The following is a 19,663-nucleotide window of genomic DNA, read 5'->3' on the forward strand; positions in this document are numbered from 1 at the left end:
GGTTAGCCTCTTGGCTCAATGCTTGCGGCCAGGATCGCCAGCACTAACTGCTGGAAGTCCAGACCGGCAGCACGGGCTGCCATAGGTACCAGGCTGTGATCGGTCATGCCCGGAGCGGTGTTGACTTCAAGGAACCAGAAATTCCCTTGGTCATCCTGCATCACGTCTGCCCGCGCCCAACCGGCGATACCCAGTGCCTCACAGGCTTTCGCCGTGAGGTCCATCAATTGCTGTTCCTTGGTTGCGTCGAGGCCACACGGGATCCGGTACTGAGTATCGGAAGCCACGTACTTGGCGTCGTAGTCGTAAAAAGTGTGGGGCGTGCCCAATGCGATAGGCGGCAATACCTGGCCACGCAGGGTGGCGATGGTGTACTCGGGACCCTGGATCCACTGTTCCACCAACACTTGCGAATCGTAGGTACTTGCCGCTTTCCATGCGTCGATCAATTCGGCGGCCGAGTTCACTTTAGCCATGCCGATACTGGAGCCTTCATGGGCAGGTTTGACGATCAAAGGCAGGCCCAGTTCCTTGGCTGCAGAAATACAATCGTCTTCGCTGCACAGCACGCTGTGACGCGGGGTTGGAATACCCAGGCTGTGCCACACCTGCTTGGTGCGCAACTTGTCCATGGCCAGTGCCGACGCGAGGATGCCGCTGCCGGTGTAAGGAATGCCCAGGCACTCCAGCAAGCCTTGCATGCTGCCGTCTTCACCGCCACGGCCGTGCAAAATGATGAAGGCACGGTCAATCTTCTCGGCCTGCAAGCGGGCGAGGAAATCGTCGCCCACATCGATTCCGAATGCATTTACGCCGGCGTTTTGCAGCGCTTCGAGCACGGCATTGCCGGACTTGAGCGAGACTTCGCGCTCAGCGCTTTTACCGCCGAACAACACGGCCACGCGGCCGAAGTCGGCAGGCGTGATGGTCGAGAACAGGGAGGCGTAGTCAGTGATCATTTCGACTTCCCCTTCGCCGCCGCAAACAGCGGGCTGGCGAGCAGCTTGGGCGCAAGGCCACCGATGTCACCGGCGCCCTGGCACAGCAGGATGTCGCCGGCACGCAGCAGCGGCTTGACGATCGGCGCCAGGTCCACACCGCGTTCGATGTAGATCGGGTCCAACTGGCCACGCTGACGGATGCTGTTGCACAGCTTGCGGCTGTCGGCGCCCGGAATCGGCTCTTCACCGGCCGGGTAGACTTCCATCAGCAACAGCACGTTGGCATCGGCCAATACATTGACAAAGTCGTCGTACAGGTCGCGGGTGCGGCTGTAGCGATGCGGCTGGTACACCATCACCAGGCGGCGCTCCGGCCAGCCACCGCGCACGGCTTTGATAACGGCTGCAACTTCAGTTGGGTGGTGACCGTAGTCGTCCACCAGCATCACGTCGCCGCCTTCTACCGGCAGTTGGCCGTAGACCTGGAAGCGCCGGCCAACACCGGCAAAACGCGACAGGCCTTCGACGATGGCCTCATCGCTGACGCCTTCATCGGAGGCAATGCAGATGGTCGCCAGCGAGTTCAATACGTTGTGATTGCCCGGCATGTTCACCGACACGTCCAACGGCTCGCGGTCAGGGCGCAGCACGGTGAAGAAGGTTTGCATGCCTTCCTGGCGCACATTGATCGCGCGCACGTCGGCGTCTTCGCTGAAGCCGTAGGTCACGGTTGGGCGTTTGACCGATGGCAGGATCTCACGCACCACCGGATCGTCCAGGCACACCACCGCCAAACCGTAGAACGGCAGGTTGTGCAGGAACTCGACGAAGGTTTTCTTCAACTTGTTGAAGTCACCGTCGTAGGTGGCCATGTGGTCTTCGTCGATATTGGTAACGACAGCGACCAGCGGCTGCAGGTGCAGGAAGCTCGCATCACTTTCATCGGCTTCGGCGATCAGGTAACGGCTGGTGCCGAGCTGGGCATTGGTGCCGGCTGCATTCAGGCGGCCACCAATCACGAAGGTCGGGTCCAGGCCGCCGGCGGCGAACACCGAGGCGATCAGGCTGGTGGTGGTGGTTTTGCCGTGCGTACCGGCCACGGCAATGCCATGGCGATAGCGCATCAGCTCGGCCAGCATCTCGGCGCGTGGCACCACTGGAATACGGCGCTCAAGGGCGGTGGCCACTTCCGGGTTGGAGGTGTTCACGGCGCTGGACACCACCAGCACGTCAGCCTCGGCGGCGTTCTCGGCGCGGTGGCCGATGAAAATCTGCGCGCCAAAAGACTTGAGGCGATCAGTGACCGGCGACTCTTTCAAGTCCGAGCCGGACACCTGATAACCCAGGTTCAGCAGGACTTCGGCAATCCCGCACATGCCCACGCCGCCGATGCCGACGAAGTGGATACGACGGATGCGGCGCATTTCGGGCTGCGGCATGGCTTTCTGATTCTCAACCATGGGCCACCTCCAGGCAGATATCGACCACGGTGCGGGTTGCGTCAGGTTTAGCCAGGCGGCTTGCGGTGCTCGCCATGCTGTTGAGTCGTTCCGGTTGCATCAAAACCTCGGTCAGGCGTGCGGCCAAATCGGCGGCGCCAGTCGTTCTTTGCGGCAGCAGGAAGGCAGCGCCCTCCCCGGCCAAATATTCGGCGTTGCGGGTCTGGTGATCGTCGATGGCGTGGGGCAAAGGCACCAGCAAGGACGGCAGACCGGCGGCGGCCAGTTCACTGACGGTCAGCGCACCAGCGCGACAAACCACCAGGTCGGCCCAGCCATAGGCATGGGCCATGTCTTTGATGAAAGGCTGTACGTTCGCCTCGACACCGGCCTCGCGATAGCGGGCAGCGGTGATTTCATCGTGGTTTTTACCGGCCTGGTGGAACACCTCGGGACGCAGGTCCACGGGCAGCAGCGCCAGGGCTTCGGGCAGCAATTTGTTCAGCGGCTCGGCGCCCAGGCTTCCGCCCAGGATCAGCAAGTGCGGCTTGCGCCCTTCCAGCGCCTGACGAGCAATGGCCATGAACAGTTCGGTGCGCACCGGGTTGCCGGTGGTACGCAATTTGTCCGAGGCGCCGAAGGTCTTCGGGAACGCTTCGCACACTCGGCTGGCCAACGGCACCAGCAGGCGGTTGGCCGTACCGGCAACGGCGTTCTGTTCGTGCACGATCACCGGTACGCCGGCGAGCCTGGCGGCAACTCCACCCGGGCCGGTCACATAACCACCAAAGCCCAGCACGCACACCGGCTTCAATTCACGAATCACTTTGCGCGCCTGCCATACCGCCTTGAGCAACACGAACGGTGCCTTGAGCAGGGACAACTTGCCCTTGCCACGCAAGCCGGTGACGTTGATCAAGTGCAGCGGCAAGCCGGCATTCGGGACCAATTCGTTTTCGATGCCACGTGGCGTACCGAGCCAATGCACGGTGTAGCCACGGTTCTGGAATTCACGCGCGCACGCCAGGGCCGGGAACACATGGCCCCCGGTGCCGCCCGCCATGATCAGCACGTTAGCGCCCATGGTTCGGCTCCTCGGCAAAATCGCTCTCGCTGAATTCCATCTCTTCGCTGCCCAGGTGAGTACGGCTCTCCCACTCGATGCGCAGCAGCAAGCCCAGGCACACGCAGCAGATAACCAACGAGCTGCCGCCGTAGCTGAGAAACGGCAGGGTCAAACCCTTGGTCGGCAAGCGACCGATGTTTACCCCGATGTTGATCAGCACCTGGCCGATCCACAAAAACGCCAGGCCGTAGGCAACATAGGCTGCGAAAAACTGCTTGGCTTTCTCGGCCCAGAGACCGATGTAAAGCGCTCGCACGCAGACGAACATGAACAGTGCAACGGTGCACAGCGAACCCACGGCACCGAGTTCTTCGGCAAGCACGGAGAACACGAAGTCGGTATGCGCTTCCGGCAGGTAAAACTGCTTCTGCACGCTATTGCCCAGGCCCACACCCAGCCATCCGCCGCGACCAAAGGCGATCAGCGCCTGGGTCAACTGGTAGCCGGAGCCGAACTGATCGGACCAGGGGTCGGTAAAGGTAATCAGGCGCGCCATACGGTACGGTTGTGCTTCCACCAGCAGGTAAACTGCGACCACCGCCAGCACCACCATCATGGCGAACCGGAACAAGCCCACACCGCCGAGGAACAGCATCGCTGCGGCCGCGCCCATCATGACGACGGTGGCACCGAAGTCCGGCTCCATCAGCAACAGGCCAGCCATGGGCAGCAGCACGATGAACGGCTTGAAGAAGCCCATCCAGCTTTCGCGCACTTCTTTCTGGCGACGGACCAGGTAACCGGCAAGGTAGATCACCACGAACACCTTGGCGATTTCCGACGGCTGCACGTTAAACGCACCGAAGCCGATCCAGCGCATCGAACCGTTCACCTCACGGCCGATGCCGGGCAGGATCACCATGATCAACAAACCAAACGCGCCGATCAGCATCAGCCAACCCAGGCGCTGCCAGGTGGCGATGGGAATCATCATGGTAACGATGCAGGCGCCGAGGCCAATCACCAGGTACACCAGGTGACGGATCATCATGTACAGGGTGTTGCCCGACTGCACCGCGGCCACTTCCGAAGACGCCGAAGTGATCATGACCAACCCAAGGCCCAGCAGCGCCAGGCAGCCGGCGAGCATCGGGAAGTCGAGGTCGATACCACGACCGGTGATGATCGGCGATGGGTACGGCTTGATGATATTTCTGAAATTCATGCCAAGGCCTCCACGGCGCGAGCGAACAGCTGGCCGCGCTCTTCGTAGTTCTTGAACATGTCGAAACTGGCGCACGCCGGGGACAGCAGCACCGCATCTCCCGATTGGGCCAGGGCCTTGCAGTGGGCAATAGCATCGTCCAGCGAGGTGGCGCGCACCTGCGGTACAGCGTCGCCCAACGCGGCGGCGATCAAGTCCGAGTCCCGGCCGATCAGCACCACGGCGCGGCAATGTGCAGCCACCGGGCCTTTAAGGTCTTTGAAGTCGGCACCCTTGCCGTCGCCACCGGCGATCAGCACAAGCTTGCCGTCGATATCAGCGCCGAGCCCTTCGATGGCAGCCAGTGCGGCCCCCACGTTGGTGGCCTTGGAATCGTTGTAGTAGCTCACGCCATTGAGGTCGCGCACCCACTGGCAGCGATGCTCGAGGCCGCCGAAGGTACGCAGGCTCGACAGCATCGCATCAAAGGGCAGGCCGACGGCGTGCCCCAACGCCAAGGCCGCCAAGGCATTGGATTGGTTGTGCGCGCCACGGATTTTCAGCTCGCGCACCGGCATCAGGTTCTCGAATTCGAAGGCCAGGTATTTCTCGCCGTTCTCTTCGCGAATGCCGAAGGCTTTGAAATCAGGTTTGCTCAGGCCAAAGGTCCAGCAAGGCATGCCTTCGCCCATCAACGGACGGCTCAGGGCATCCTGGCGGTTGACCACAAATTGCCTGGCACCGCGGAAAATCCGGTGTTTGGCCAAGTGGTACGCCGGCAGGCCGCTGTAGCGGTCCATGTGGTCTTCACTCACGTTCAACACGGTGGCGACTTCTGCCCCCAGGTCGTGGGTGGTTTCGAGCTGGAAGCTCGACAGCTCCATCACGTACAACTCGATATCGTCACTGAGCAGGTCCAGCGCCGGCGTGCCGAGGTTGCCGCCCACGGCCACGCGCTTGCCGGCCGCAGCCGCCATCTCGCCGACCAGGGTGGTCACGGTGCTTTTCGCATTGGAGCCGCTGATGGCCACGATCGGTGCCTTCGCGTGACGCGCAAACAGGTCGATGTCGCCGGACAGCTTCACGCCACGGGCCGCAGCGGCTTGCAGGGCCGGTGTCGCCAAGGCCAGGCCGGGGCTCACGTAGAGCTCGTCGGCACGGCACAGAAACTCGACATCCAGCTCGCCACAACGCACTTCCACGTGCGGGTAGTCACGGCGCAGCGTGACCAGCTCCGGTGGATTTTCCCGCGTATCGGCCACGGCAAACGACGTGCCCCGGTTCGCCAGGAAGCGAACCAGGGACATGCCGCTCTTGCCGAGGCCGACAACGATGCGGAAGTGGTCTGAAGCGATCAGGGACACTCGTTTCTACCTCAGTTTCAGGGTGGCAAGGCCGACCAGTACCAGAATCACAGTGATGATCCAGAAGCGGACAATCACGCGTGGCTCGGGCCAGCCCTTGAGTTCAAAGTGGTGGTGAATCGGCGCCATACGGAACACACGGCGCCCGGTCAATTTGAAGGAAGCCACCTGGATGACCACCGACAGGGTTTCCATCACGAACACACCGCCCATGATGAACAGCACGATTTCCTGGCGGACGATCACCGCGATGGTGCCCAAGGCTGCGCCCAGCGCCAGCGCGCCGACGTCGCCCATAAAGACTTGTGCGGGGTAGGTGTTGAACCACAGGAAGCCAAGCCCCGCGCCGATCAGCGCGCCGCAGAACACAATCAACTCACCCGCGCCCGGTACATACGGGATCAGCAGGTATTCAGCGAATTTCACGTTACCCGACAGGTAGCAGAAGATACCCAGCGCACCACCGACCATCACGGTCGGCATGATTGCCAGACCGTCGAGACCATCGGTCAGGTTCACCGCGTTGCTGGAGCCGACGATCACGAAGTAGGTCAGCACCACAAAGCCAACGCCCAGTGGAATGCTGGCGTCCTTGAGCATCGGAATGATCAAGGTGGTTTCGACGGCGCTTGGCGCCGTCATGTAGAGGAAGATCGCGGCGCCAAGGCCAAACACCGACTGCCAGAAATACTTCCAGCGGCTGGGCAACCCCTTGGAATTTTTCTCGATCACTTTGCGGTAGTCATCGACCCAGCCGATCGCACCGAACAACAGGGTCACCAGCAGCACTGTCCACACATAGCGGTTATGCAGGTCGGCCCACAGCAAGGTGCTGATGCCGATGGAAGACAGGATCAGCGCACCGCCCATGGTCGGGGTGCCGGATTTGGACAGGTGCGACTGCGGGCCGTCATTACGAACCGATTGACCAATTTGCAGGTTCTGCAGGGTGCGGATCATCCACGGCCCCAGGAACAGCGACAAAGACAGCGCAGTCAGTACACCCAGGATCCCGCGCAGGGTCAGGTACTGAAAGACCGCGAAGCCTTTGTGGAACTGTTGCAGATACTCAGCCAGCAGCAGCAGCATTAATGTTTCTCCGTACTTGAGCCACACAAGGCCGCGACGACGTTTTCCATCACCGCGCTGCGCGATCCCTTGATCAAAATGGTTGTTTGTTTGTCGTGTTCAGCCGCCACCAGCGCCTGGATCAGCTCGGCCTGGGTAGCGAAATGCCGCGCACCGAGGCCAAAGGCGTCAACGGCGTGGGCCATGTTCGGGCCGACGGCGTACAGCGCGTCGACTTTGCCGCTCGCGTAGGCGCCGACTTCACGGTGGGACTGCTCGGCCCACTCGCCCAGTTCAGCGATATCGCCCAGCACCAGCACCTTGCGCCCGGCGAAGCTTTTAAGCAGGTCGATAGCGGCGCAGATGGAAGACTGGTTGGCGTTGTAGGTGTCATCAATCACACGCATGCCGTTGGTCGCCAGTTGCGCCACGGTACGGCCCTTGACCGGCTGCACCGCGCCCAGACCGGTGGCGATACCGAACAGCGATACGCCCAGGGCGCAGGCGGCAGCGGCGGCGGCCAAGGCATTGGCGACGTTATGGTTGCCCAGCAGGTTCAGTTGCACGTGCTCGCTGCCTTGCGGTGTGTGCAAGGTGAAGGACGGGCAACCACGGGCGTCGACGGTGATATCGGCTGCGTGGAAATCAGCGGCCGCGTTGAGCACGGCAAACGTCAGCACCTTGCGACCGGCGGCGCGTACACGCCAGGTCTCGAAGGCCTTGTCGTCGAGGTTCAATACAGCCGTGCCCGAGGCATCCAGACCTTCGAGAATCTCGCCCTTGGCTTCGACGATTTTCTCCGGGCCACCGAACTCACCCACGTGGGCGGTGCCGGCATTGTTGATAATCGCCACGTGAGGCTTGGTCAGCGCCACGGTGTAAGCGATTTCGCCGACGCGTGAAGCGCCCAGCTCGATTACCGCCGCCGTGTGTTCCGGGGCCAGTTCGAGCAGGGTCAGCGGCGCGCCGAAGTCATTGTTCAGGTTGCCACGGGTGGCGAGTACCGGCCCGCGCGTGCGCAGCACGCCGGCGAGCAGCTCCTTGACCGTGGTTTTGCCGCTGGAGCCGGTGATGGCGGCAACCGGCTTATCAAACGCGGCACGGTTCAGCGCGCCCAACTGGCCGAGGGCCAGACGGGTATCGGCAACCAGCAATTGCGGCAGCGTCGAGTCCGTCACTTCACGCTGCACCAAGGCCCCCACGGCACCTTTGGCGGCGACTTCGTTCAGGTAGTCGTGCCCATCGAAACGCGGGCCGGCCAGTGCAATAAACAGTTGCCCCGGCTTGATGTTACGACTGTCGATACTGACGCCGTCGAAGCTGCAATCGCTCGACACTACGCGGGCCGACAAGGCCTGGGTCAGTTCGCTGAACTTCATCGCCTTAAGCATGGGCGACCTCCCAGGCAGTCAGGGCGTGATCAGCCTCGACCAGATCAGAGAAGGCATGGCGTTCGCCGTTGATTTCCTGATAGTCCTCGTGACCTTTACCGGCCAGCACCACCACGTCGTCAGCACTGGCGCTGGCGATCAATTGGGCAATAGCGGCGCCGCGACCGGCAACGAAGGTGGCCTTGGTGGCGTCTTTAAAGCCGACACGGATGTCGTCGAAAATCTGGCTCGGGTCTTCGCTGCGCGGGTTGTCGTCGGTGACGAGCACGCCATCGGCCAGGCGCTCGACGATTTCAGCCATCAGCGGGCGCTTGCCGCGATCACGGTCACCGCCGCAGCCGAACAGGCAGAGCAATTTGCCCTTGGCGTGTGGGCGCAGCGCTTCGAGGACTTTTTCCAGCGCGTCCGGGGTGTGGGCGTAATCGACCACCACCAGCGGCTGTGAGCCGCCACCCAAACGCTGCATGCGACCGGCCGGGCCTTCGAGCTTGGGCAGTACGCGCAGGATTTCGTCCAGGGCGTAGTCCAGGCCAAGCAATGCGCCAACAGCCGCCAGCACGTTGCTCAGGTTGAAACGCCCGAGCAAGGTGCTGCGCAAGTGGTGTTCGCCCTGGGGCGTGACCAGCGTGGCGAGCACGCCTTCGTCGTTAAATTGGGCTTCGCGGCAATACAGATACGCGCTGGAGTCTTCCAGGCTGTAAGTGATCAGGCGCGCTTCGCTGTCTTCGGCAGCCAGTTGGCGGCCGAAGGCGTCATCCAGGTTGACCACCCGGCACTTCAAGTCATTCCAGGCGAACAGCTTGGCCTTGGCGGCGGCGTACGCCTCCATGGTGCCGTGGTAGTCGAGGTGGTCGCGAGACAGGTTGGTCATCACCGCCACGTCAAACGCCAAGGCAGTCACGCGGCCCTGGTCCAGGCCGTGGGAGGAGACTTCCATGGCCACCGCCTTGGCACCGGCCTTTTTCAGGTCGGCCAGGGTCGCTTGCACGGCGATCGGGTTCGGCGTGGTGTGCAGGCCGCTTTGCAGCGATCCGTAAAAGCCAGTGCCCAGGGTGCCGACAATGCCGCAATGCTGGCCCAGCAGGTCGAGTGCCTGCGCAACCAATTGGGTCACGCTGGTCTTGCCGTTGGTGCCGGTCACACCGACCAGGTTCAACTGACGGCTCGGGTCACCATAAAAACGCCCGGCGATGTCCGACAGTTGCGCGGCCAGGCCCTTGACCGGAATCAATGGCACATCGGTGATCGGCAGCACGGTGGCGCCATCCACTTCATAAGCCACGGCGGCCGCGCCACGTTGCAGGGCATCGGCGATATGCGCACGGCCATCGAGCTTGCCACCGGGCACCGCCAGGAACAGGTCACCGGCGCGTACGTTACGGCTGTCCAGGCTCAGCTCACGAATCAGCAGATCGCGTCCGGCGTGGGCAAAAATCTTGTTCAGGCTAAGAGACATCAGCCGCGCCCTCCATTGGCTTTGACAGCTGCGGCCGGTGGTCCGGCGTTCGCTTGTTGAGTCGGCGGCAGGTTGTCCGGCGTGATGTTCATCAGGCGCAGGGTGCCGGACATCACTTTGCTGAACACCGGCGCCGATACCAGGCCGCCGAAGTAGCCGGCCTTGCTGGGTTCATCAATCACTACGACGATGGCGAAGCGCGGATCGCTCATCGGGCCGAAGCCGGCGAACAGCGAGCGGTAAGAGTTTTCGGCGTAGCCCTTGGTGCCGACCGAGGTTTTACGTGCAGTACCGGACTTGCCGGCCACGTGATAAGCCGGCACCTGCGCCCGGAACACACCGCGCGGGGCTTCGATCACTTGTTGCAGCATGCCTTGCATGGTCTTGGCGACGTTTTCCGGGATCACCTGGGTGGCTTTCGGCGCTTCGTCGACATGGATCAAGCTCAGTGGAACCATTCGGCCATTATTGGCCAATACAGAGAAAGCGTGGGCCAGCTGGATCGCGGTGACCGACAGGCCGTAACCGTAGGAGAGCGTGGCAGTCTCGGCTTTTTTCCAGTCGCGGTAGTTCGGCAGGTTGCCCACGCGTTCGCCTGGGAAATCCAGGCCGGTGGGTTGGCCCAGGCCGATTTTTTGCGCCAGGTGATAGATGGTCTCGCCGCCGATATCGAAGGCGACCTTACTCATGCCGACGTTACTGGAGTTGATCAGGATACCTGTCAGATCCAGCACCGGGCCTTCGCTGCGGGACACGTCACGAATGGTGTATTTGCCCAGCTGCAAGGTGCCTGGGTAAACCTCGACCTTGTCGCTCGGCTTCCAGCGCCCGGTTTCCAGGGCGGCACTCATGGAGATGGCTTTCATGGTCGAACCCGGCTCGAACACGTCGATCATGGCGCGGTTACGCATCATCGCCGGTTGCAGGTTGCGACGGTTGTTCGGGTTGTAGGTCGGCTGGTTGACCATGGCGAGAATCTCGCCGGTCTTGACATCCATGATCACCAGGCTACCGGCCTTGGCGCCGTTCTCGATGATCGCGTTGCGCAGCTCGCGGTTGGCCAGGTACTGCAGACGCAGGTCAATCGACAACGCCAAGGGCTTGCCGGCCTTGGCGTTTTTGGTCACCTGGACATCTTTGATCAGTCTGCCGCGTCGATCCTTGATGACCTGCCGTTTGCCGGGCACGCCGGCAAGCCATTCGTCGTAGGCCAGTTCCACACCTTCACGGCCGTGGTCATCAATGTCGGTGAAGCCAACCATATGCGCGGTGGTTTCACCGGCCGGGTAGAAACGACGAAACTCCTCGATGCCATAGACACCGGGGACTTTAAGGTCGAGCACTTGCTGGCCCTGCTCAGGCGTCAGCCCACGCACCAGGTAGATGAATTCTTTGTTGGCCTGGGCTTCCAGACGCTCGCTCAAGGCTTTAGGGTCCTGGCCCAGCGCGGCAGCCAACTCAGGCCACTTGTCCTTGGCGGTTTGCAGTTCCTTGGCATTGGCCCACAGGGTGGTCACCGGCGTACTCACGGCCAGAGGCTCGCCGTTACGGTCGGTGATCAGGCCGCGGTGCGCAGGAATCGGGATATGCCGCAGGCTACGGGCGTTACCCTCGCCGATCAGGAAGTCGCGGTCGATCACTTGCAGGTCGATAATCCGCCAGGCAATCGCGCCGGCCATCAGGGCCAGGATGCCGAGCATCAGGCGGAAGCGCCACGGATAGAGTGCGCCTTCGAGTTTCATCATGGCGCCACCATCCGCACTTCAGCTGCGCCCGGAATGTGCATTTTCAACTGCTCGGTGGCGAGCGTTTCGATGCGGCTATGGGCCGTCCAGGTGCTTTGCTCAAGAATCAACCGGCCCCATTCCGCCTGCGCTTTATCACGCACGCTCAATTCCCCGTACAGGGTGTTGAGCAGTTGACGGTTGTAGTGGGCGCTGTAAGACACCGCAATCGCGGACACCAGCACGCCGACAAACAACAGCAACATAAGGAAGCTGCCGCCCGGGAGGGGCTTGGCGAAAAGCTTGCTCACCGCAGCTTCTCCGCGACGCGCATAACGGCGCTACGGGAACGTGGGTTGGCCTTGAGTTCGGCTTCGGAGGCGAACTGCGCTTTGCCATGGATTTTGATTTTCGGCACAAAGGCTTCGAAACGCACCGGCAGGTTGCGCGGCAGGTTATCGGACTCGCCCTTGACCAGACGACGCATGAACAGTTTGACGATGCGGTCTTCCAGGGAGTGGAAGCTGATCACCACCAGGCGACCACCCACTTCCAGGGCGTCCAGTGCGGCCTCGAGGCCAGCTTCCAGGTCGCCCAATTCGTTATTGACGTGAATGCGCAGGCCCTGGAACGCACGGGTTGCAGGGTTCTTGCCCTTTTCCCACGCAGGGTTCGCAACCTTGAGCACTTCAGCCAGGTCGGCGGTGCGCTCGAACGGCTGGATTTCACGGCGCTCGACCACGGCACGGGCCATGCGGCCAGCGAAGCGTTCTTCACCGTATTCCTTGAACACGCGGGTGATTTCTTCATGGGGCGCAGTGGCGATGAACTGCGCCGCGCTGATGCCACGGGTCGGGTCCATGCGCATGTCGAGCGGGCCGTCGTTCATGAAACTGAAGCCGCGCTCGGGGTCGTCAAGCTGTGGCGAAGATACGCCCAGGTCGAGCAAAACCCCGGCCACCTTGCCTGCCATGCCGCGCTCGGCGACTTCGGCACCCAACTCGGCAAAGCTGCGCTGCACAACGACAAAGCGGCCGTCTTCGGCCGCTAGCGCTTGCCCGGTGGCAATCGCTTGAGGGTCTTTGTCAAACCCGAGGAGTTTACCGTCGGACCCGAGCTGGCTGAGTATCAACCGGCTGTGCCCGCCCCTGCCGAAGGTGCCATCTACATAGCAGCCATCCGCGCGTACGGCGAGAGCCTCAACGGCTTCGTCAAGCAGTACGGTGATGTGGTTAAAGCCGCTATCAATAGTCACAGGATCAAATCACGCAGTTCATCAGGCATGGCGCCCGGTTGTTGAATAGCAGCCAGGTCTGCTGCAGAAACAGCATCCCAGGCATCTTCGTCCCACAATTGGAACTTGTTCAGTTGGCCCACCAGCATTGCGCGTTTATCCAGCTTGGCGTACTCGCGCAAGCGTGGAGGCACCAGGAAACGACCACTGCCATCGAGTTCAAGGTCGACGGCATTGCCTATCAGCAAACGCTGGAGGCGGCGGTTTTCTTCACGCAATGAAGGCAGAGCGCGCAACTTGGTTTCGATCAGCTCCCACTCATCGAGGGGGTAAACACACAAACAAGGGTCAACGGCGTCAATCGTGATGATTAACTGGCCTGAACTTCGCGAAATGAGCTCGTCACGATACCGGCTCGGCATGGCGAGACGGCCTTTTGCATCGAGACTGATAGCGTTAGCTCCGCGAAACACAGATGCGTTTCTCCAAATTTTAGCGTTTTACGTTCAAAAAACCCACTTTGTGCCACTTTCCGCCACTTGCGCACACTATAGGAATGCGCCCACCACACCGTCAAGGCACGGATTCAAGGAAAAGCCTTACAGAACGGAGATTTAGGAACGTAAAAGGAGGAGAAACGCGAGTTCAGCGATGTTTTTGACTCAACAACCGCAAATAGCTCATGGAGCTATGGCTTAAAGTTAAAGTGATTTATTAAGAGTAAGATTTTTTTGGTATTACGAAGATGCATCTGCCAATGATTTGGCAGGGAGGGATTCTTGCGTTACTACCGGTTTTCTGCCCGAGACTCGGACAGAAGGAAAAAAGGTGGAGAGTCGATCTGTAAGCCGGGTTCTGTCTTGAACAGTCATTCGTCTACGATGGCCATCACTGGACATCTTTAGCAACCTACCCGGTCCCAGCGCGGGCCACGCCTTGGGACCCTATTTGGTCTTGCTCCAAGTGGGGTTTACCTAGCCACGAACTGTTGCCAGACGTGCGGTGCGCTCTTACCGCACCTTTTCACCCTTACCGGCACCGAAGTGCTTAGGCGGTTATTTTCTGTGGCACTTTCCGTAGGCTCACGCCTCCCAGGCATTACCTGGCACTTCGCCCTATGGAGCCCGGACTTTCCTCCCCCCCCTAATTTTCATAGAGGGCAGCGACTGTCCAATCGACTCTCCGCCGCGCAGGTTAACGGCACGACGGCTTGAGGACAAGTATTAAAAGTGCAGCAATGCCATCACGTTCCGACGCAATACCGGTTTAACCCCGGAACTATTCGGCCTTCTGCTTATCGAGCGCGACTTGATACAGCACATTCTTACGCAAGCCGGTAATTTCAGCCGCCAGGGCTGCCGCACGCTTAAGGGGCATCTCTTTAAGCAATAAATCGAGAATACGCATGGCCTCGCTGCCCACCGCGTCTTCATTTTCCGGTGCGGTCCAGCCGGCCACCAGCACCACACACTCACCGCGCTGCTGGTTGCTGTCGCCCTCGACGAACGCCCTGAGTTCTTCCAGTGGCAAGCCCTTGAGGGTTTCAAAGGTCTTGGTCAGCTCCCGGGCCAACAACGCCAGGCGTTCGCCGCCGAACACCAGCGCCATGTCCTGCAAGCACTCGAGAATGCGATGCGGCGCCTCGTAAAAGATCAACGTACGCGGTTCTTCCTTTAACGCTTGCAGGCGCGCACGGCGCCCAACCGCCTTGGCGGGCAGGAAACCTTCGAAGATAAAACGGTCCGACGGCAACCCGGCAGCCGATAATGCCGCAATCAGCGCGCACGCTCCCGGAACTGGCACTACATTGATACCAGCGGCACGCGCCTGGCGGACCAGGTGGTAGCCAGGGTCGGAAATCAACGGAGTGCCGGCATCCGAGATCAACGCCACATCGTCGCCCGCCAGCAAGCGCGTGATAAAACGGCTGCCTTCTTCGCGTTCGTTATGCTCATGGCACGCAGCTAATGGCGTGCTGATACCAAAATGCTGCATCAACCGCTGGGAGTGCCGCGTGTCTTCAGCCGCGATCAATTTTACGTCGCGCAACACTTTCAGCGCCCGAGCACTGATGTCGTCCAGGTTGCCAATGGGCGTCGCCACGACAAAAAGCGAGCCTGCAGTGGAATTCAAAGGACCTGGAGCAGTCAAAACGCACACCTCGATGGTAAGGAAAAGTCGCATTGTAGCGCGTAGGCGCCTCGATAATATGCCCTCGAGGTCGGCCATCGATGCCGGCTCGCAACATTTACACGACCTAAATCGATGGTTTCACGCCAGTAACATCGCGCCTGGGCCAGTGCTTGGGTACAATTCCACGCTAATTTGATCGGTATCAGGAACACTTACATGATCGCTTGCCTGCGGCTGCTCTCCGCCCTCTGCCTCGCTGCCTTACTGGCCGCGTGCGCCAGCTCGCCCTCGTCCAGCCTTGGCGACCTCCCCCGGACCCCGGATGCCAGTATCGAGCAACTGCTCGAACAGGCCAGCAAAGCCAGTACGCCAGAAAAGGCCGCGATGTTGCGCCTGAGTGCGGCAGACCTGGCCTACCACCAGAACAACCCTGGCCGTTCGTCGCAGATTCTTGCGCAGGTGCCCCTGGATGTCCTGAAGCCGGCCGCCCAAGTGTTTGCCAGCACCCTGGCTGCGGAACTGGCCATGGCGCGCAATCAGCCCAAAGCGGCGCTGGCCGCCCTGAACCACCCCAGCCTGCAAAGCCTGAAAGAGCTGCCGGCTGAGCAGCAGGTGCGGACCGGCACCGTGCATGCCCGCGCCTATGAAGCCGATGGCCAGACCCTGGCTGCCGCGCGTGAGCGGGTCGCCATGGCGCCCTTGCTGACGGGTGATGCCGCCAAGGACAACCACGAAGCCATCTGGGCGCTGGTCGCCGCGCTGCCTGCAGAGCAACTGCAAGCCAGCGGCAACCCGACCCTCGACGGCTGGATCACCCTGGCCCAGGCAATCAAGGGCGCCGGCACCCTGGAGCAACAGCAAGCCGCCATTGATACCTGGCGCGCGCAGAACCCTGGCCACCCGGCGGCAGTCAACCTGCCGACCCCGTTGACCAAACTCAAGGAGCTGGCCAGCCAGCCGCTGACCAAAATTGCCCTGCTGCTGCCGCAGGAAGGCCCATTGGCGGCGGTCGGCAAGGCGCTGCGCGAAGGCTTCATGGCCGCGCACTTCCAGGCTGAACAAGCCGGACAGAAGCCGCCGGTCATCGAGTTCTATGACAGCTCGCGCCTGACCTCCCTCGACGACTTCTATGCCAAGGCCCAGGCCGCCGGTGTGCAACTGGTAGTCGGCCCGCTGGAGAAACCACTGGTCAAGCAGCTCGCCTCCCGTGGGCAATTGCCGATCACTACCCTGGGCCTCAACTACAGCGAACTCAACGAAAACCCGCCGCAACTGTTCCAGTTCGGCCTGGCCGCTGAAGACGAAGCCCGCGAAGTCTCGCGTCGCGCCCGTGCCGACGGCCTGCACCGCGCCGCCGCCATGGTGCCGCGTGGCGAATGGGGTGAACGTGTCTATAAAGCCTTCCGTCAGGACTGGGAAGCCAACGGCGGCACCGTGGTGGGTGTCGAGTACGTCGATCAGCCGGTGGCCCTCGCCCAGCAGATTGCCGACCTGTTCCAATTGCGTAAAAGCGAAGGCCGCGCCAAGAGCCTGCAAAGCACCGTCGGCACCGACGTCGCCGCGCAACCTTCGCGCCGCCAGGACATCGAGTTCATCTTCCTGGCTGTGACCCCGCAACTGGCCCAACAGATCAAACCGACCCTGAACTTCCAGTACGCCGGTGATGTGCCTGTGTATGCGACGTCCCACGTATTCAGCGCCAGCGGCGACAAAAACCAGTACCTGGACATGACCAATGTGATGTTCTGCGAAACCCCGTGGCTGCTCAACACCACCGACCCGTTGCGCAACCAGGTTGCCGCGCAATGGCCGCAAGCCAACGGCAGCCTTGGCCGCCTGTATGCGATGGGCGTGGACGCCTACCGCCTGGCACCGCGCCTGGGCCAACTCAAGGCACTGCCGGACACTCGCATTGACGGCCTGTCGGGCAACCTGGGCATCGGCGCCTACCAGCGCGTTGACCGCCAGATGCCATGGGCGAAATTCGTCGGTGGCGAGATTCAACGCCTGCCGGACACCCCGCGCTGATGCCCGAGCGGTCCAGCGCACAAAGCGGCAAGGATGCCGAACTGCAAGCTCTGAACTATCTGCAACAACAGGGTCTGCGCCTTCTGGCGCAGAACTGGTTATGCAAACGCGGTGAGCTTGATCTGGTCATGCTTGACGGCGATACAGTAGTATTCGTCGAAGTCCGCTACAGAAAACACGCACAATGGGGTGGCGCGCTCGCCAGTATCGACGGGCGCAAGCGTCAGAAGCTGATACTCGCCGCGCAGTTTTTCCTGCAAAAAGAGCATCGCTGGGCTGACAGCCCTTGCCGTTTCGATGTGGTTGCCATGGAAAGCACACCGGCAGGCCCAGCTGATTTGAACTGGCTCAAGAATGCCTTCGACAGCTGATTGCCCGGATATCTTCACCACACACTTTTGCTCTTTGCTTTGCGGGCTGCACATTACTGTGCCAAACAGCCGCGCTACTTAAGGTCACACAGATGGACATGCAATCCCGAATTCGCCAGCTTTTCCAGGCCAGCATCGACACCAAGCAACAGGCGATGGACGTACTTGCACCGCACATCGAGCAAGCCAGTCAGGTCATGGTCAATGCCTTGCTCAACGAGGGCAAAATGCTTTCGTGCGGCAATGGCGGTTCGGCCGGTGATGCCCAGCACTTCTCCTCCGAGCTGCTCAACCGCTTCGAGCGCGAGCGCCCGAGCCTGCCGGCCATTGCCCTGACCACCGACTCGTCGACGATCACCTCGATCGCCAACGACTACAGCTACAACGAAATCTTCTCCAAGCAGATCCGCGCCCTGGGCCAACCCGGCGATGTGCTGCTGGCGATTTCCACCAGCGGCAACTCGGCGAACATTATTCAAGCGATCCAGGCCGCACATGACCGCGAAATGATTGTCGTAGCCTTGACCGGGCGCGACGGCGGCGGCATGGCCTCGCTGTTATTGCCTGAGGACGTGGAGATCCGTGTCCCGGCCAACGTCACTGCACGCATTCAAGAAGTCCACCTGCTGGCGATCCACTGCCTGTGCGATCTGATCGACAGCCAACTGTTCGGGAGTGAAGAATGACCGTTAACCGCCTCAGCCTTTTGGCCATTACGCTGTGCCTCGCCATCAGCGGCTGCAGCACGGCAATCACTGCGACACGCGACACACCCATTCAGGATGACCGGGGCACACGCACATTCGGCAGCACCATCGATGATTCGCTGATCGAAACCAAGGTCAAGGTCAACGTCGCCAAGGCCGCTACCGACCTGGGCAACGGCGCCTCGCGCATTGTGGTCACCAGCTTCAACGGCGTGGTACTGCTGGCCGGGCAGACCCCGCGTGCCGACCTCAAGGCCCAGGCCGAACAAGCCGCGTCGACGGTTCAGCGGGTCAAGAAGGTTCACAACGAACTGCAGGTCATGGACCCGATCACCCTGCTGGCCATCAGCAACGATGCGTTGCTGACCACCAAGATCAAGGCGCAGATGCTCACCGACAGCGCTGTACCCGGCTCGCGCATCAAGATCGTCACCGATAATGGCATCGTCTACATGATGGGCCTGCTGACCCAGGCGGAAGCCACCCGTGCGGCCAACCTGGTTCAGGGCGTGTCCGGGGTGCAGAAGATTGTGAAGGTGTTCGAATACATCGACTGATGTAATCGCCAGCCACAAAAAAGGGCGCCGTGCATTGACTGCACGGCGCCCTTTTTAATGCCCAGGGTTTACTGGTATTGCTGGTACGGGTTGCCCTGGAACTGGTTGTTCTGCTGCGGCGCCTGTTGTTGTTGCTGCTGACCAGGCTGGCCGTATTGTTGGCCAGGGATCGGGCCGAGGTTAACTTCTACGCGACGGTTCTGGGCACGGCCATTGACGTCAGCGTTGCTGGCAATCGGGTTATCCGGGCCGGCACCACGGGCGCTCAGGTTGGTCGGGCTGACGCCTTGGGAAGTCAGGTATTTGGCCACGCTCTGGGCACGACGCTGGGACAGGTCCATGTTCAACTGGCGGCTGCCCGTGCTGTCGGTGTAGCCGACGATCTGGATGGTGTTCTGGTTGAACTGCTTCAGCGAGCCAGCCAGGTTATTGAGCGGCGTGTAGAAGCTACTGGCGATGGCATCGGAGTTGGTCGCGAAAGTGATATTACCCGGCATGATCAACTTGATCTGGTCACCCTGGCGCTGCACCTCAACACCGGTGTTGGCCATGCTTTCACGCAGTTTCTTTTCCTGCTGGTCGGCGTAGTAGCCATAACCGGCGGCGCCCAGGCCTGCAATAGCACCACCGATCAGTGCGCCCTTGCCACGGTTGTTATGGTCGATGGCAGCACCTGCCAGCGCACCGGCCAGGGCACCCAGGCCGCCGTATTTGGCGGTTTTGCTGATGCCCCCTCCGGAACCGTTGCTGGCCTGTCCCTGGCTGCCGTCATAAGGATTAGGTGAAGCGCAGCCGGACAACAGGGCTACGGCGGTAGCGACAACAAGCAGACGACGCGGAGTAAACATGAAGGGAGCTCCTACTTTTGCATTCTGTGGTGCAGAGGACATTGGCAATCGACCTGTGCGGAGTTTGGAACGCGACAAGCGGTAAAAATTCCGTGGCCGCGTCCCGCGCCAGAACAAACTACTGGCCGCTAT

The 19,663-nt window shown here is 61.2% G+C and carries 18 protein-coding genes and 1 other RNA gene; 4 read left to right on the plus strand and 15 right to left on the minus strand.

Annotated elements, in window-relative coordinates; translation table 11 throughout:
• Positions 1 to 2: 2 nt before the first annotated feature.
• From QF043_RS23825 to rsmI, 14 genes are all read right to left on the minus strand, one after another.
• Positions 3 to 959: a D-alanine--D-alanine ligase gene (locus QF043_RS23825; RefSeq protein ID WP_307420414.1), complete on the minus strand. Its 957-nt coding sequence runs from the start codon at positions 957 to 959 to the stop codon at positions 3 to 5.
• Positions 956 to 2,401, minus strand: a complete 1,446-nt coding sequence (murC, locus tag QF043_RS23830) for a UDP-N-acetylmuramate--L-alanine ligase (protein ID WP_065912514.1) — start codon at positions 2,399 to 2,401, stop codon at positions 956 to 958. Before murC ends, QF043_RS23825 begins: the two co-directional genes overlap by 4 nt.
• Positions 2,394 to 3,464 (minus strand): undecaprenyldiphospho-muramoylpentapeptide beta-N-acetylglucosaminyltransferase, encoded by a 1,071-nt coding sequence (gene murG, locus QF043_RS23835; protein WP_056858978.1) that lies wholly within the window; start codon positions 3,462 to 3,464, stop codon positions 2,394 to 2,396. The genes murC and murG overlap by 8 nt, the downstream gene beginning before the upstream one ends.
• On the minus strand, positions 3,454 to 4,671 hold the full coding sequence (ftsW, locus tag QF043_RS23840; protein ID WP_056858979.1) for a putative lipid II flippase FtsW: 1,218 nt from the start codon (positions 4,669 to 4,671) through the stop codon (positions 3,454 to 3,456). Before ftsW ends, murG begins: the two co-directional genes overlap by 11 nt.
• Positions 4,668 to 6,014 carry a UDP-N-acetylmuramoyl-L-alanine--D-glutamate ligase gene (gene murD, locus QF043_RS23845; RefSeq protein WP_307420415.1) on the minus strand — a complete coding sequence of 449 codons (1,347 nt, stop codon included), beginning with the start codon at positions 6,012 to 6,014 and terminating at the stop codon, positions 4,668 to 4,670. The genes ftsW and murD overlap by 4 nt, the downstream gene beginning before the upstream one ends.
• Before the next feature lie 6 nt (positions 6,015 to 6,020).
• Positions 6,021 to 7,103: a phospho-N-acetylmuramoyl-pentapeptide-transferase gene (mraY, locus tag QF043_RS23850; protein ID WP_017138188.1), complete on the minus strand. Its 1,083-nt coding sequence runs from the start codon at positions 7,101 to 7,103 to the stop codon at positions 6,021 to 6,023.
• Entirely contained in the window at positions 7,103 to 8,473 is a 1,371-nt protein-coding gene (gene murF / locus QF043_RS23855) for a UDP-N-acetylmuramoyl-tripeptide--D-alanyl-D-alanine ligase (RefSeq protein WP_307420416.1), read from the minus strand. The genes mraY and murF overlap by 1 nt, the downstream gene beginning before the upstream one ends.
• Entirely contained in the window at positions 8,466 to 9,929 is a 1,464-nt protein-coding gene (locus QF043_RS23860) for a UDP-N-acetylmuramoyl-L-alanyl-D-glutamate--2,6-diaminopimelate ligase (protein WP_305457824.1), read from the minus strand. Before QF043_RS23860 ends, murF begins: the two co-directional genes overlap by 8 nt.
• Positions 9,929 to 11,671 carry a penicillin-binding protein 2 gene (locus QF043_RS23865; RefSeq protein ID WP_164488397.1) on the minus strand — a complete coding sequence of 581 codons (1,743 nt, stop codon included), beginning with the start codon at positions 11,669 to 11,671 and terminating at the stop codon, positions 9,929 to 9,931. Before QF043_RS23865 ends, QF043_RS23860 begins: the two co-directional genes overlap by 1 nt.
• Positions 11,671 to 11,964, minus strand: coding sequence for a cell division protein FtsL (ftsL, locus tag QF043_RS23870; protein ID WP_307420417.1), 294 nt, complete (start codon positions 11,962 to 11,964; stop codon positions 11,671 to 11,673). Before ftsL ends, QF043_RS23865 begins: the two co-directional genes overlap by 1 nt.
• Positions 11,961 to 12,908 (minus strand): 16S rRNA (cytosine(1402)-N(4))-methyltransferase RsmH, encoded by a 948-nt coding sequence (gene rsmH / locus QF043_RS23875; protein WP_017138192.1) that lies wholly within the window; start codon positions 12,906 to 12,908, stop codon positions 11,961 to 11,963. Before rsmH ends, ftsL begins: the two co-directional genes overlap by 4 nt.
• A complete protein-coding gene (gene mraZ / locus QF043_RS23880) occupies positions 12,905 to 13,360 on the minus strand; it encodes a division/cell wall cluster transcriptional repressor MraZ (RefSeq protein WP_003171868.1) in 456 nt (151 codons plus the stop codon). The genes rsmH and mraZ overlap by 4 nt, the downstream gene beginning before the upstream one ends.
• A gap of 355 nt (positions 13,361 to 13,715) precedes the next feature.
• Positions 13,716 to 14,069: RNase P RNA component class A (gene rnpB, locus QF043_RS23885), an RNA gene on the minus strand.
• A gap of 96 nt (positions 14,070 to 14,165) precedes the next feature.
• Positions 14,166 to 15,071: a 16S rRNA (cytidine(1402)-2'-O)-methyltransferase gene (gene rsmI / locus QF043_RS23890; protein ID WP_307420419.1), complete on the minus strand. Its 906-nt coding sequence runs from the start codon at positions 15,069 to 15,071 to the stop codon at positions 14,166 to 14,168.
• 165 nt (positions 15,072 to 15,236) lie between these two features.
• On the opposite strand from rsmI, the gene QF043_RS23895 reads away from it, so the two are divergent.
• From QF043_RS23895 to QF043_RS23910, 4 genes are all read left to right on the plus strand, one after another.
• A complete protein-coding gene (locus QF043_RS23895; protein ID WP_307420420.1) occupies positions 15,237 to 17,048 on the plus strand; it encodes a penicillin-binding protein activator in 1,812 nt (603 codons plus the stop codon).
• Positions 17,048 to 17,419 (plus strand): YraN family protein, encoded by a 372-nt coding sequence (locus QF043_RS23900; protein ID WP_305459986.1) that lies wholly within the window; start codon positions 17,048 to 17,050, stop codon positions 17,417 to 17,419. The genes QF043_RS23895 and QF043_RS23900 overlap by 1 nt, the downstream gene beginning before the upstream one ends.
• 92 nt (positions 17,420 to 17,511) lie before the next feature.
• A complete protein-coding gene (locus tag QF043_RS23905; RefSeq protein ID WP_007904374.1) occupies positions 17,512 to 18,105 on the plus strand; it encodes a phosphoheptose isomerase in 594 nt (197 codons plus the stop codon).
• Positions 18,102 to 18,683, plus strand: a complete 582-nt coding sequence (locus QF043_RS23910) for a BON domain-containing protein (RefSeq protein ID WP_307420422.1) — start codon at positions 18,102 to 18,104, stop codon at positions 18,681 to 18,683. The genes QF043_RS23905 and QF043_RS23910 overlap by 4 nt, the downstream gene beginning before the upstream one ends.
• A 68-nt stretch (positions 18,684 to 18,751) precedes the next feature.
• On the opposite strand, the gene QF043_RS23915 is transcribed toward QF043_RS23910, so the two are convergent.
• The gene (locus QF043_RS23915) at positions 18,752 to 19,531 is read right to left on the minus strand and encodes an OmpA family protein (RefSeq protein ID WP_307420423.1); all 780 of its coding nucleotides are present in this window, start codon (positions 19,529 to 19,531) and stop codon (positions 18,752 to 18,754) included.
• Between the last annotated feature and the right edge of the window lie 132 nt (positions 19,532 to 19,663).

This window comes from Pseudomonas sp. W3I7 (assembly GCF_030816095.1).
Classification (GTDB): domain Bacteria; phylum Pseudomonadota; class Gammaproteobacteria; order Pseudomonadales; family Pseudomonadaceae; genus Aquipseudomonas; species Aquipseudomonas salomonii.